Genomic DNA, 13,607 nt, shown 5'->3' with positions numbered 1-13,607 from the left:
TTACGATCCGTCCGCCACTACCGGCGCCCCGAACGCCTTGCTGTAGTAGCCGGACGGGTCGAAGCAGCAAACCCGGCGCTTGCCTGACGCCAGCATGTCGCGGGCATCGGCAATCCGCTTGGCGCGCGTGGTCGCCTGTCTGGCGGACGTGATCCAGTGGATCCAGTCCACGCGGGCCAGGGTCGTGGTGCTTTCCCAGGCCGCGCGAGCCTCGGGTGCGCCGTCCAGCGCCTGGCGCCAGTCCGGCGGAAGCTCCGGCTCCGGTTCCCTGGCCACCGGCGCCAGTTCGAGTGCGACCACGTCGCCGACCGCGGCGCCGGCAGCTTCGCGCAGCGCCTTGTCCACCTTGAGCCAATGGCTCAGCCGGCCATCCGGCTCGAGCGTGGCCCGGAACGCCTGGCCGTCGAGCGTGCCCTGCACCGTCGTCCTGCCCCGCCGCGGCAGCCGGGCGCTGACTTCCGCGGGCAGGACCACGAACGCCCATGACGCATCAGGGGGCTCCGCCGGACGCAGCAGCTTCGCCTCGAATCGGGATGTGACGTTCTTCTTGACCATTGCGGATCGTCCACGGCCAGCCGAAGGGTACAAGGTCAACCGGGCAGCTGGACCGGCGCGTCCTCCGCCGCGACGAAGCCGCCAGTCTGCCGCCGCCACAGCCGCGCGTACAAACCCTCGTGCGCGATCAGCTCGGCGTGCGTGCCAGTCTCGACGATCTGCCCCTTGTCCAGCACCACCAGCCGGTCCATCCGCGCGATGGTGGACAGGCGGTGCGCGATCGCGATCACCGTCTTGCCCTGCATCAGGATGTCCAGGCTGTCCTGGATCGCCGCTTCCGCTTCGGAGTCGAGCGCCGAGGTGGCCTCGTCCAGCACCAGGATCGGCGCGTCCTTCAGCAGCACGCGGGCGATCGCAATGCGCTGGCGCTGACCGCCGCTGAGCTTCACGCCGCGCTCGCCGACCAGCGCGTCGTAGCCGCGACGGCCTTCGCCGTCGCTGAGGTTCGGAATGAATTCGTCGGCGCGCGCCTTGCGCACGGCTTCCATGATCTGCGCTTCGCTGGCATCGGGACGCCCATACAACAGGTTGTCGCGGATCGAGCGATGCAGCAGCGAGGTGTCCTGGGTGACCACGCCGATCTGCGAACGCAGGCTTTCCTGGGTGACGTGGGCGATGTCCTGGCCGTCGATCAGGATGCGGCCGGCCTCGAGGTCGTACAGCCGCAGCAGCACGTTGACCAGGGTGGACTTGCCGGCGCCGGACGGCCCGACCAGGCCGATCTTCTCGCCGGCGCGCACGGCGAGGTCGAGCCCGGCGATCACCCCGCCCTGCTTGCCGTAGTGGAAGTGGATGTGCTCGAAATGCACGCCGCCGTTGGTCACCTCCAGCGGCATCGCGCCCTCGCGGTCCTGCACCGCGCGCGGCCGCGAGATCGTGGTGATGCCGTCCTGCACCGTGCCGACGTTTTCGAAGATGCCGTTGACCACCCACATGATCCAGCCGGACATGTTGTTGATGCGGATCACCAGCCCGGTCGACAGCGCGATCGCGCCCACCGTCACCCGGCCCTCGCTCCACAGCCACAGCGCCAGCGCCGAGGTGCCCACGATCAGGAAGCCGTTGAGCGTGGTGATGCTGGCGTCCAGCGCGGTGGTGACGCGGGTCATCCGTCGCAGCTTGTCGGTCTGCTCGGCCATCGCGTCGGCGACGTAGGCTTCCTCGCGCCGCGTATGCGCGAACAGCTTCAGCGTGAGCACGTTGCTGTAGCCGTCGACGATGCGCCCCATCAGCTTCGAGCGGGCCTCCGAGGCCAGCCACGAACGCTGCTTGATGCGCGGGATGAAGAACGCCAGCAGCCCGACATAGGCGAACACCCACACGAACAGCGGCACGGCCAGCCACAGGTCTGCCTGCGCAAACAGCACGATCGCGCTGCCGGTGTAGATGGTGACGTACCAGATCGCGTCGACGATCTGCACCGCCGACTCGCGCAACGCGCCACCGGTCTGCATGATGCGGTTGGCGATGCGCCCGGCGTAGTCGTTCTGGAAGAAGCCCAGGCTCTGGCGGATCACGTAGCGATGGTTCTGCCAGCGGATGCGGTTGGTCAGGCTGGGCACGATCGCCTGGTTCACCAGCAGGTCGTGCACGCCGATCGCCAGCGGCCGCACGATCAGCGCCACGAAACCCATCCACAACAACTCGTTGCCGTGCTGCCGGAAGAAACCTGCCGCCGGCACGCCCTTGGTCATGTCGACGATGCTGCCGATGAAGCCGAACAGCGACACCTCGACGATCGCCACCACGAAACCCACCGCGATCGCCACGGCGAACACCGGCCACACCTGGCGCAGGTAGAACGCGTAGAAGCGCCACACCGACGTCGGCGGCATGCCGTCGACCGGTTCCTTGAACGCATCGATGAGGGATTCGAACCAGCGGAAGATCATGGGTATTCCGGACCTGCGGGAGCCCTCTATTGTGCTTGAAGCTCGAACGATGCGGTGTGACGATGCGGCTTCTCTGTCGTGACACACGGGATCAGCAGCATGACCACCGAAACCTTCGAAGGCGCCTGCACCTGCGGCGCGATCCGCTATCGACTGACCAGCGCGCCGATGATCGTGCACTGCTGCCACTGCAGCTGGTGCCAGCGCGAGACCGGCAGCGCGTTCGCAGTGAACGCGATGATCGAGACCGACCGGCTGCAACTGCTGCAAGGCGAGCCGATCATGGTGGACACCCCGTCGGAGAGCGGCAAGGGCCAGCGGATCGCGCGCTGCGCACAATGTCATGTGGCGCTGTGGAGCCACTACCCCGGCGGCGGCAAGGCGATCGCCTTCGTGCGCGTGGGCACGCTGGCCGAACCGTGGCGGTTGCCGCCGGACGTCCATATCTACACCTCGACCAAACAGCCGTGGGTGGCGCTGCCACCGGGCGTGCCTGCGGTGGCGGAGTTCTACGACATCGAGCAGGTGTGGCCGGCGGCCAGCCTGAAACGGCGCGCTGCGCTGCGGACGGCGCAACGCCCGGGGTGAATCGCGCCGGCGCATTTCGCCAAGTCTGAACGCCAGCCACGGAGGCCGGCGCTCATTCGCCCGACGCGATTGACCGCCCGCGGCAGCACTCCGATCATGGACGGATGCCTACCGTACTTCGCTACCTGCTGCTCCTGCTGCTGGCTGTCGGCAGCGCCGCGTCGTTCGCCCAGGAAGGCGGCCAGCCGCCGCCCCCCGCGCCGGCGGCGACACCCGCACAAACACTGGACCAGTTGGGCAGCCAACTCGACACCGTCAAGGCCGCACTGAAGGACAAGAAATCCGAGGTGCCGCTGGCCGACCTGCGCACCACCGCGCTCGGCGTGCAGGACCAGGCGCGCCAGCTGGCCGCCAGCCTCGCGCCGCAGATGACCGCCTTGCAGGCGCAACTTGCCGTGCTGGGCCCGGCACCGGCGAAGGGCGCACCGGCCGAAGCGCCGGAAGTCGCCACGCAGCGCCGCAAGCTGGACAAGGCGCAGGCCGACCTGGACGCGCAGATCAAGCAGGCGCAATTGCTCGGCCAGAATGCGACGCAGCTGGCAGCGCAGATCAGCGGCCTGCGCAACGACGAGTTCCAGGCGCGGCTGGCCTCGCGCACGGCCACGCCATTCAGCCGCACATTCTGGGCCGATCCGGTCCGCACGTTTCCCGACGATATGCTGCGGCTCAAGCGGCTCGGCGCGCGCTTCGCCGATGCCGTGGCGCAGGCATGGCAGCCGCCAAACCGGCAACCGCTGGCCTGGTGCCTGGTCGCCGCCGCGCTGCTGCTGGGCGGCGGCCGCCAGGTACTGGAACGACTGTTGCTGACGCTGGCCACGCGCCGCGTACCGGACGGCCACCTGCGGCGCAGCGCAATGGCCACCGCGGTGGCGCTGACCGCGGTGCTCACCACCGGGCTGGCGGCGCAACTGGTTTATCTGGGACTGAACTGGAACGACATCCTCGACGACGACCTCGCCGCGCTGGGCGCCAGCGCGGTCAGGCTGGTGTGCTTCGCCGCATTCGTGACCGGGCTGGGCCGCGCGCTGCTGTCGGTACGGCGACCTTCGTGGCGGCTGCCGGCGCTGGCGGACCTGGCGGCGCAGCGACTGCGCCTGTTTCCCTGGCTGCTGGCCGCCGCGGCACTGTTGTTCGGCCTGCTCGATCGCGTCAGCCGCGCGATCGGCACCAGCCTGCCGGCCACGGTGGCCACCCGCGGCCTGTTCGCCCTGGTCATCAGCGGCCTGATCGGCCTGGCCCTGCTGCGCCTGCGCCGTGCCCGCCAGCAAGCTGACGCCGACGGCGCCGGACCGGCACACCGGCCGGTGTGGGTCGGCCTGCTCGGCGCCGCCGCCGCGTTCGGCGTGGCAGTCAGCTGGCTGGGCGTGGCCAGCGGCTTCATCGCGCTGGCCTTCTTCGTCGCCGTGCAGATGCTGTGGGTCGGCGTGATCGTGGCCACGGTGTACCTGCTGATCCACCTGCTCGCCGACCTGATCGACACCTTGCTGTCGCCGCACGGACGCAGCGGCCAGCGGCTGCAGGCCACTTTCGAGATTGCGCCGCACACGCTGGAGCAGACCGCCATCCTGCTCGCCGGCGTCTGTCGCGTGGGGCTGGTGCTGCTGGCGCTGGCGACCGTGCTGACTCCGTTCGGCGCCGGCCCGAAGGACCTGCTGGCAAGCGCCGAGCAGACCCTGGGCAGCTTCAAGCTCGGTGAACTGGCGATCAACCCGGGCACCATCTTCGGCGGGGTGCTGGTGCTGGTCGCCGGGCTGTTCGTGCTGCGCATGCTCAAACGCTGGCTGGCCGAGCAACTGCTGCCGAAGTCCACGATGGAAAAAGGCATGCAGGACTCCATCGTCACTCTGCTCGGCTATGTCGGCGGCCTGCTGGTGGTGGTGCTGACGCTGGCGGCGCTGCACGTGGACCTGAAGAGCATCACCTGGATCGTCAGCGCGCTGTCGGTGGGCATCGGCTTCGGCCTGCAGGCGATCGTGCAGAACTTCATTTCCGGCCTGATCCTGCTGGTCGAGCGGCCGGTGAAGGTGGGCGACTGGGTCAGCCTGTCGAGCGACGTCGAGGGCGACATCCGCCGCATCAACGTGCGCGCCACCGAGATCCAGATGTGGGATCGCTCCACCGTGATCGTGCCGAACTCGCAGCTGATCACCCAGAACGTGCGCAACGTCACCCTGGCCAACGCGCAGGGCCGCGTGCAGATCAAGCTGCCGATGCCGCTGGACACCGACGCCGGCAAGGTGCGCGAACTGGTGCTGGGCATCCTGCGCGCGCACCACGGCACGCTGGCCGCGCCGGCGCCGTACGTCCAACTGGAAAGCGTCGCCAGCGGCGTGATGACCTTCAACTGCGTCGCCTACGTCGGCAGCCCGCGCGAGGTCGGCGGCGTGAAGAGCGAGCTGCTGTTCGAAATCCTCGAACGCCTGCGCAGCGAGCGGCTGCCGATGACCAGTCCGCAAAGCATGCTGGTGCGCACGCTGCCACCGCTCGACGAGAGCATCGACGAACAGGGGTGAGTGGGCGACATCGCAGGCGTCGGTGAGCGCCGGCCCGGGCAGCACAAAGGCCCGCGATGCGGTTAGCCTGAGTGCACCGTTCGCAATGGAGCCGGCATCATGACCTCGTCCCATCCCCACGGCAGCACCATCATCCCCTGTCTGCGCTACCGCGACGCGCACGCCGCGATCGAGTGGCTGTGCAAGGCGTTCGGCTTCGAGAAGCACGCCGTCTACGAGAACGAAGGCGGCGGCGTGGAACACGCCCAGCTCATCTTCGGCAGCGGCATGGTCATGCTCGGCGAAGTGCGCGACAACGAGTTCGGCCGGCACGTCGCCCAGCCCGACGAGATCGGCGGCCGCGAGACGCAATGCGCCTGCGTGATCGTGGCCGACTGCAAGGCGCACTACCAGCAGGCGAAAGCCGCCGGCGCGGTGATCGTCGACGACTACGCCGAGCAGGACTACGGCGGCGCCGGCTACAGCTGCCACGACCCGGAAGGCCACCTGTGGTACTTCGGCAGCTACGACCCGTGGCAGCCCGGATAGGCTGCGGCCGTCAAAAAAAAATGGCCGCCGGCAAGCGGCGGCCAAGATCTGGGGGGTGTTGCCTGACTTCTGGTTATGGCTGCCCTGTCACAGAGTGAAGTTGTAACGGGCACCCAGGCGGATGTATCGCGGATCCTGGAAAGAACGTGCGATCAGGAAGTCCGGGTGAGTGGTGCCGTTGGCAAGCTCGCCATTCTCATACACCTGCGTCACCCGCTGCTTGCCGAGGAGATTGAAGATATCGACAGACAGCGTCAGCTTGTGGTCGAGGAAGGCGGGCTTCCATGCCGCACTCAGGTCGACCGTGTAGGTCCACGGCGTGCGCCCCACTGAGCCGCGTGGCGCAGGCTGGCCGTTGCACCAGAAGTAGTTGTTGCCGTAACCGTACGGGTCGCCGCCGGCCGACAGCGGGCGCGTGCCAAGGCAGCTGATCGGATAGCCGGACGCAATCCGGGTCACCGTGGAGAGCGACCACTCGGGCGTCGGGGTCCAGGTACCAACCACGCGCAACTGGTGCCGTTGATCGCTGGCCAACGGTCCGTTGGTGTTCTCCATGATCTGCGGGAAGTCCCAGCTTTCGGTGGTCGAGACATCGGCTTGCACGATGTCGGAATCGAGCTGGCCCTCGGAATTGCCATAGCTGTGCGAGAGGGTGTATTCGACCTTGCCGTACCAGTCGTCACTGAATTGATGTTGCGCGTACAGATCCAGCATCCAGTACGAGCGCTTGGGCTTCGGCTCGCCGATGTCGGCTGCGGTCAGCGGTACGCTGAGGTACTGCCCCGGAGCCGGCGACAGCGTGAAGGTATTGGCGCGACCGGGGTTGTACAGCCAGCAGCCGGTACTGGCAGCGATGCCGGCGGCAACTTCCGCACTGAGGCCGTTCCTGTCTCCCCAGGCCTGCAGCGGCGCCGAGTCGCAGGTATCGTCGATCAGGCTGCGCAGCTTGCGGTACATCGCCTTCGCGCCGACGGTCCAGTCAGTGTTCAACTGCTTGTCGAAGCCCAGGATATATTCGTCCTGGTAGTAGGAATGCAGCTTCTGCGCAGCCACGGTCTTGCCGTCCGGCGGCACGCCGTTCTCGTTGTTGAGGTAGTACAAGCCCGAGGCAGACGTGTTGATCAGGCCGGTCGGCACGCCAGTGACCGGATCGATGCCGGTGAAGCCAAAGTACTGTGAGGGAAACCTTGAGGGGCCGGCGCCGCGGATCGCCACGCTGGTCGGCAATCCGAGGTGGTAGCGCGCCGCGTTGGCATAGACTTTCAGGGTGCTGTCGCCGTAGACGTCCCAGGTCAGGCCCAGACGCGGATCCAGCTGATGGCGCGAGCTGGCATAGGGCACGCCAACGCCGTTGTAATTGGTAAATTGCTCGTTCCGCAAACCGGCATAGGCAAGCCAGCGGTCGTTGATCTGCCAATGATCTTCAATGTATTCACCGCGCTGATTGGTGCGCGCCGAAGTACCAGTGGTAAGACCGGTCGACTCCACGTACCAGCCGTTCGGGAACTGCGACGGGTCGTACAGCGCGGGGTCCAGGCCCAGGTTGATCAGGCGCTGCTTTATCACCGATCCGTCGCCCACATCGCTGTAGATGTAGCCGGTGCCGCCGACTGGTGCATTGCCCCACGTGGCGCGCAGCACATAGTTGTCCATGCCCGCCTTCAGCACATGGTCACCCAGGTGGTACTCGACATTGAGGTTCCAGCCGTTGGTACGGTCCTTGGAGCCCGGCATCAGCACGCTCGCACTGCCGACGGTGCAGCCTTTCTGGGAGAAGCCCACGCGTGAATCGGAAATATTCGGGCAGGCGGCGCCGCCACCGCCGGTAACGATCTGCACATGGTCCGAATGGCTCTTGCCGTACATCGCCGTCACGGTGAGGTTGTCGGTGATGTAGCCGGTGTAGTTCGCGATGTAGACGTTTCCGCCAGGCGTACCGTTGGTCTGGGTGCCGTTGTAGTTCTTGGTGTACTGGTGGCCCAGGTAAGGGCCGAGGCCGGTGGCGTAGTCGTACTTGTAGATCTGTGAATCGACGGCTTCCGTATCGCCCATGCCGGTGAACTCAAGCAGGTTGCTGTCGGTAATGTTCCAGTCGATCTTGCTCAGCCAGCGCGTAGTCTTGTTGTGGATGTTGTCCTGGTTGCCGGAGAGCACCGGAACGCCACGAACCACGCTGTCGGTAGGCCCGGTGATCTGCCCGGACGAGCGGATCAAGTCGGCGGCAGCAAAGAAATAGAGCTTGTCCTTGACCAGCGGTCCGCCAATCGAGCCGGAGTACTGCATGCCGCCATTGTCCCGCGGCGCCCAGGCATTGCCCTTCTGGTACAACGTACCCTTCTTCGCGGTGTTGCTCTGTCGGTAGATGCTGCGCGGCTCCTGGGCCAGATTGCTGGGCGACCAGAACATCTGCACGTCGCCCTTCCACTCGTTCGAACCACGCTTGCTCACCACGTTGATCACGCCACCGGTGGTGCGGCCATACTCCGCGCCATAGCCGCCGATCAATACCTGCTCCTGATCGATGGCGTCATAAGGCAACTGACGCGAGCTGACGCCGGTGAGCGGATTGGTAATCGAGAAGCCGTTGACGTAATACGCGTTCTCCGATGCGGACGAGCCGCCGAACGAGAGCGCATTGCCGTAGCCGCGCGCAGCCGGTGTAGTGCCGGGCGCGAGCAGTGCGATCGAGCTGATCGAGGTGCGCGCAATCGGCAGTTTGGACAACTGCTCGGCGTCAATGACGGTGCGCGAGTCGACCGAAGATACGTCGATCGCTGGCAGCGCGTTGCCCACTACGGTCACCGCACCAAGATTCTGCGCGTTCGCCGCATTGGGTGCCGAAAACGACACCTCGGTACCCAGGCCGATCTGTGTCTGCACGTTGTCGTGCGAATCCACTACGGTGCCGTTCTCGATCAGGCTCACCTTGTAGAGACCGATCGGCAAAGCGGCGGCACGGTAACGCCCGGACGCGTCCGCAGCGAGATCCCGCTTCAGGCCCGTGCCCTTGCTCTCGATATGCACCGTCGCACCCGGTACGGCCTGCCCGAAAATAGTGCCAGTGGCGTTGTTCTGGGCGAGTGCGACGCCTGGGCCGATTCCCAGTGCGATGGCCACCGCTACGGCGATTTTACCGGCCCCGAAGGTACGGTTGCGACGATACATCATGGACTCACCCTCCATTTAGATTGCGACGGGCGCAGGCGCCCATAAAACCGGCAACCATTGCGGCTGCCGGCAGCTGTAATGACTGAACTTCCGAGCACTCCCCTACGGGCGCAGCCTTTGCGACTGCGCTCTTCGCGACGTTTCAGGGCAGCGCCTTCAAACGCCTGTGCCAGGCGAACGGACGCCTATCAATCACATCAACGCTTGTTACGCTATGACGAATATCGAGACCGCACAACGGCTCCGTATCGAGCCTCGTAGCGCCAGTGAAATAAACACCTCAAAATCATGCTAATCGCAATTAAATGCGACGAATGACACTGATCAGTAGCAGTGGCGCGGATCGCAAGCGGAGACCTCTGCCAATAAACCGAAATTAATTACGTTACATCGTTATTTTTTGCGAATTCCCACCGCTGGATATTGCCGCCAACGTAAACGGAAGATTAAATATTCGTCGGATATTTTATTAACAAGTAACCGACATTTGCCTCACGTCAAATGGCCGCACAACAAATCAGCGCAGATACCGGCAGCCACATTACGGCACCGCAGCAACGCCGCACCGGCAGCGGCGAAGGGACGTGTTCCCGCCTCCGTTGACCGGCTCGGCTTCGCCACCGTACGACCGGGTGTCTCGCCGGCCAGCGCACGATGGATCGCGATGGAGAAGAGGCGACAAAAACCGCGTGGCGCCAGCGGCTCAGCCAAACCCAGCAGCCCGGCCTGACCGGTCACGGCCTGCCGCAGCAGCGCGACCGCGCGGTCGATACGGTGCACGCGGTGATCGTGGGCAAGCCTTCATGGCGAGTCTGCGCGAGGCAGGGCGAGCGCTCTGCGCCCTGCGGCACGGATCTCGTGCGATCGGGAACAGCTGGAAGTCCCGGGTCCCGCCACTCCCGCGCAACATCCAGCGACCGAAGCACCGCTCCGGGTTGCCCCTGCCGCCTACGGCGCCGCTGCGACCCGCTTCAGTTTCGAAGCCGGCCGCGCGAGTGCGTACATCTCCCAGCTGATCTGCTTGAGCAGCCCCTGGCGATCCTTGCCCTGCACGTACAGGTCGAAGTGGGTGCGGTCGGGCGGGAAGCGGAAGTCCGACTTCGCCCCCAGGCCATCCAGCACCGCCTTGAACTTGTGCGCGGCGCCGTCGAGATAGAACGTGTCGGCGGTGCCCACGACCACATGGATCTTGCCGTCCAGGTCACCCTTCAGCCGCGGCCAGTTCGCCTGCACGAGGTGGGCGATGTCGTAGTGCTCGCGCCAGTAGGCGACCACCGCCGGATCGACCGCGCCGGTGTCGCGGTCGAACATCGGCAGCGGCCGGCCGTCCGCGCCGCGCGGCGAGAACACCCACTCGAACGAGGCCATCTGCCCACCGTACTCGCCCAGCACGCGTTCGAGCTGCGCGAACGCCTCGAAGCTGGCCTGCACCTTGCCCTTGTCGCGCACCAGCGGATAGGCGGAACCGTCCGCCCGGCGGTACACGTTCGCGTTCGGCGCGTACAGGTCCACCCCGGTGAAATCATGGAAGTCGCTGGGGTCCGGCGAGGTCGACCAGGTGCCGCCAAAGACCTGCGGATAGCGCGTCTGAAGCCACAGCGTGGCCCAGCCGCCGGAGGAATGGCCGGTGAGGAAGCGGCCTGACGATCGCGCATCCATGCGGTAGCGCGACTCCAGCTGCGGGATCAGCTCGGCGGTTAGCGCCGTGCCCCAGGGGCCGTTGTTCACCGAGTCGGCGAATTCGTGCGTGCCGGTGGGGCTGGACTGGTCCAGGAACACCCAGATCATCGGCGGCATCTGGTGCTCGGCCATCGCGCCGTAGACCATCGCGGCGCTGCCGGCGAGCGAAGCCATGCTGCCGCCGTAGCCGTGGGTGGAATACACCACTGGCCAGGTCTGCTTCGCGTTCGGGTCGTAGCCCGGCGGCAGCAGCACCCAGCCGCGCATGTGGATGGGGCGGCCCCAGAACGCACTCAGCGCCGGGCTGGTGAAGTCCAGCGGCTGTGCGGCGCGGCGCGCCTCGTCGAGGTGCTTGCGGGTGGTGTCGCTGAAGTAGCGCGTCGGCAAGTCCCACGGCTCGCGCGCGGGCAGCGCGCGGTCCAGGCTCAGGCGAGGCGGCGTCGCGGCAGGCAGGTGCACCTTCTCCACCTCGCTGACCAGGTCGCCGGCGCCGCGGCCGCCGTAGTTGTAGTCGTGGTTGACGTCGAGCACGGCCTGCACGAAGTAGTCGCCGGGCGGCAGTTGCGACCAGCCGGCCGGGTACGCCAGTGCATCAGCGTCGATGTCCACGCCCTGTCCCGGCACCAGCCGACCCACTTCGCGCGCGGCCACCGCGGCCTGGGTGGCGCCGAACGGATTGGCATCCACCTCGTCGACCTTGCCGTCCTTGGCCGCGGCGATGGCCGCCTTGGCGTCGGTGGCGAACAGCAGCAGCCGGCCCGACGCCGGCTGGGTCAACGCGCTGCCCAGTTGGACATGGAACTGGCTGTGCGCCACCGGCGCGTCGGTGCGCGCCAAGGCCACGCCGGCGAACAGTCCGCAGGCCAGCACGATCGCTACGGCACGATGCATGTCACGCATGTCGATTCCCCGGTATCACGGCGGAGGAAAGACCGGGGCCGCGATCGGCCCCGGCGTCTGTTCAAGGCTGGTCGGCATCCGGCTGGTCCGCGACCGGCACCATGCGCAGGTCCTGGAAGTCGAAGCTGAAGTCGGTCAACGGCGAGATCGGCTGCATGCGCACTTCGCGCACGCGGCCGTCCACGTCCAGGCTGAAGGTGACGAACGCGTCGGCATTGAGCGTGCGGTCGTCCCAGCGCACGGTGAACGTGTCGTGCTGCCACGGCGTCATCGTGCCGACCAGTTGCGCGGTCTTCGAGAAACGCAGGCGCAGCTTGCCGTTCTCATGGCTGACGATGACGTCGCCGTACCAGGGGTCGCGGTAGCTGCCGGCGTACTTCGCCAGCGCCAGCGAGGGCTTGCTGCGCTTGTCACGCGCCGCTTCGTGCTTGGCGAAGCTGTCGTCGGCCTTGGCCTCGGACTTCTTCACGGCCTTGTCGTACGCCGCCACCCAGTCGGTCTTGTGCTCCGGATTCAGGTACGCGTCGAGCACGCGATAGGTCACCGCGTTGAACGCGGCGCCGGATTCGGCGTTGGTCAGCACTACCACGCCCAGCTTCAGCTCCGGCACCAGGGTCAGCCGCGAGACCATGCCGGGCCAGCCGCCGGTATGCCAGACCAGTTTCTTGCCGCGATAGTCGGACAGGAACCAGCTTTCGCCGTAGCCGGAGAAGTTCGGCACCAGCGGCGCCAGCTCGGGAATCGGCGGCTTGCCGATCTTGATCGGGGTCAGCATGCTCCACATCTCGCGCTGGCTGTCCTCGGAGAACAGCCGCGCCGGCTTGCCGTCGGCGTCCTTCGTGGGCAGCTCGCCACCGGCCAGCTGCACGTTCATCCACTTCGCCAGGTCGTGCACGCTGGAGTAGATGCCGCCGGCGCCGGGGTCGTTGAGCCAGGCCATCGGCGGCACCGGCTTGAGATCCTTGAAATCGGCCTTGGCGTGGCCGGTGGCCACGTCCATGCCGGGCTTCAGATAGGTCATGTCGACCAGCGATTCGTCCATGCCGACCGGCTTGAACAGATGCTCGCGCACGTAGTCGGCGTAGCTCTGGCCGGAAGCCTGCTCGATCACCAGCGTGGCCACCGCGAACAGGATGTTGTCGTAGGCGTAGCCGGCGCGGAAGCCGTTCTTGATCGGCACATGAGCGAGCCGCTCGACCACTTCCTTCGTGCTGTACGAGGTCGGCGGCCAGTACAGCAGGTCGCCCGCGCCGAGACTGAGGCCGCTGCGATGCGCCAGCAGGTCGCGGATGCGCATCTCGTGGGTGACGTACGGGTCGGACATGCGGAACCACGGCAGGTGGTCGATCACCCGGTCGTCCATCTTCAGCTTGCCGGCGCCGGCCAACTGCTGCAGCGCGGCGGCGGTGAACGCCTTGGTGTTGGAGGCGATCGCGAACAGCGTGCGCGCGTCCACCGGCGTCGGCTTGCCCATCTCGCGCAGGCCGAAGCCCTGCTCCAGCACCACCTGGCCGTCCTTGACGATCGCCACCGCGATGCCCGGCACGTCGAAGGTCTTGCGCGCGCTGTCCACGTAGGCGCCGAAATCCTGCAGTTGGTCCGGCAGCAGCGGCCGTGCGAGGTCGCCGGTGGAGACCGGCGGCGGCGACTGCGCCGACTGCGTCTGCGCCGTGGCGGCGGTGGCGGACACGAGCAGCGCGCAGCACAGCGCCAGGCGCAGGGAGAGGGGTCGCTGGGACATTCGAAGGCTCCGCGGGTGACAGTCGCGCCACTATCGCGGCAA

At 66.6% G+C, this 13,607-nt stretch carries 9 protein-coding genes; 3 read left to right on the top strand and 6 right to left on the bottom strand.

Features of this window, described 5'->3' with window-relative positions; genetic code table 11:
* The gene (locus R5H19_RS06015) at positions 1–555 is read right to left on the bottom strand and encodes a YdeI/OmpD-associated family protein (RefSeq protein ID WP_318158042.1); all 555 of its coding nucleotides are present in this window, start codon (positions 553–555) and stop codon (positions 1–3) included.
* A gap of 35 nt (positions 556–590) precedes the next feature.
* On the bottom strand, positions 591–2,444 hold the full coding sequence (locus tag R5H19_RS06010) for an ABC transporter ATP-binding protein (protein WP_318158163.1): 1,854 nt from the start codon (positions 2,442–2,444) through the stop codon (positions 591–593).
* 102 nt (positions 2,445–2,546) lie between these two features.
* Between R5H19_RS06010 and R5H19_RS06005 the strand changes: the two genes are divergently transcribed.
* From R5H19_RS06005 to R5H19_RS05995, 3 genes are all read left to right on the top strand, one after another.
* Entirely contained in the window at positions 2,547–3,035 is a 489-nt protein-coding gene (locus R5H19_RS06005) for a GFA family protein (RefSeq protein ID WP_318158041.1), read from the top strand.
* 104 nt (positions 3,036–3,139) lie between these two features.
* Positions 3,140–5,548 (top strand): DUF3772 domain-containing protein, encoded by a 2,409-nt coding sequence (locus tag R5H19_RS06000; RefSeq protein WP_318158040.1) that lies wholly within the window; start codon positions 3,140–3,142, stop codon positions 5,546–5,548.
* A 99-nt stretch (positions 5,549–5,647) separates the two neighbouring features.
* Positions 5,648–6,076 carry a VOC family protein gene (locus R5H19_RS05995; protein WP_318158039.1) on the top strand — a complete coding sequence of 143 codons (429 nt, stop codon included), beginning with the start codon at positions 5,648–5,650 and terminating at the stop codon, positions 6,074–6,076.
* Positions 6,077–6,163: 87 nt separating this feature from the next.
* On the opposite strand, the gene R5H19_RS05990 is transcribed toward R5H19_RS05995, so the two are convergent.
* From R5H19_RS05990 to R5H19_RS05975, 4 genes are all read right to left on the bottom strand, one after another.
* Positions 6,164–9,244, bottom strand: coding sequence for a TonB-dependent receptor (locus tag R5H19_RS05990; protein WP_318158038.1), 3,081 nt, complete (start codon positions 9,242–9,244; stop codon positions 6,164–6,166).
* Positions 9,245–9,736: 492 nt separating this feature from the next.
* A complete protein-coding gene (locus R5H19_RS05985) occupies positions 9,737–10,024 on the bottom strand; it encodes a hypothetical protein (RefSeq protein ID WP_318158037.1) in 288 nt (95 codons plus the stop codon).
* Positions 10,025–10,192: 168 nt separating this feature from the next.
* Positions 10,193–11,824: an alpha/beta hydrolase-fold protein gene (locus tag R5H19_RS05980; protein ID WP_318158036.1), complete on the bottom strand. Its 1,632-nt coding sequence runs from the start codon at positions 11,822–11,824 to the stop codon at positions 10,193–10,195.
* A 61-nt stretch (positions 11,825–11,885) separates the two neighbouring features.
* On the bottom strand, positions 11,886–13,565 hold the full coding sequence (locus tag R5H19_RS05975; RefSeq protein WP_318158035.1) for a serine hydrolase: 1,680 nt from the start codon (positions 13,563–13,565) through the stop codon (positions 11,886–11,888).
* Positions 13,566–13,607 lie beyond the last annotated feature (42 nt).

The sequence above is a fragment of the Rhodanobacter sp. KK11 genome (genome assembly GCF_033345435.1).
Classification (GTDB): Bacteria; Pseudomonadota; Gammaproteobacteria; order Xanthomonadales; family Rhodanobacteraceae; genus Rhodanobacter.
The sequence above is the reverse complement of the archived record's forward strand: the minus strand, read 5'-3'. Positions and strand labels throughout refer to the sequence as shown.

Excerpts from the sequence above, each read along its gene's own strand:
- R5H19_RS05975 (WP_318158035.1), bottom strand. The coding sequence starts at position 13,565 with ATGTCCCAGCGACCCCTCTCCCTGCGCCTGGCGCTGTGCTGCGCGCTG.
- R5H19_RS05995 (WP_318158039.1), top strand. The coding sequence starts at position 5,648 with ATGACCTCGTCCCATCCCCACGGCAGCACCATCATCCCCTGTCTGCGC.
- R5H19_RS06000 (WP_318158040.1), top strand. The coding sequence starts at position 3,140 with ATGCCTACCGTACTTCGCTACCTGCTGCTCCTGCTGCTGGCTGTCGGC.
- R5H19_RS05980 (WP_318158036.1), bottom strand. The coding sequence starts at position 11,824 with ATGCGTGACATGCATCGTGCCGTAGCGATCGTGCTGGCCTGCGGACTG.
- R5H19_RS06015 (WP_318158042.1), bottom strand. The coding sequence starts at position 555 with ATGGTCAAGAAGAACGTCACATCCCGATTCGAGGCGAAGCTGCTGCGT.
- R5H19_RS05990 (WP_318158038.1), bottom strand. The coding sequence starts at position 9,244 with ATGATGTATCGTCGCAACCGTACCTTCGGGGCCGGTAAAATCGCCGTA.
- R5H19_RS06005 (WP_318158041.1), top strand. The coding sequence starts at position 2,547 with ATGACCACCGAAACCTTCGAAGGCGCCTGCACCTGCGGCGCGATCCGC.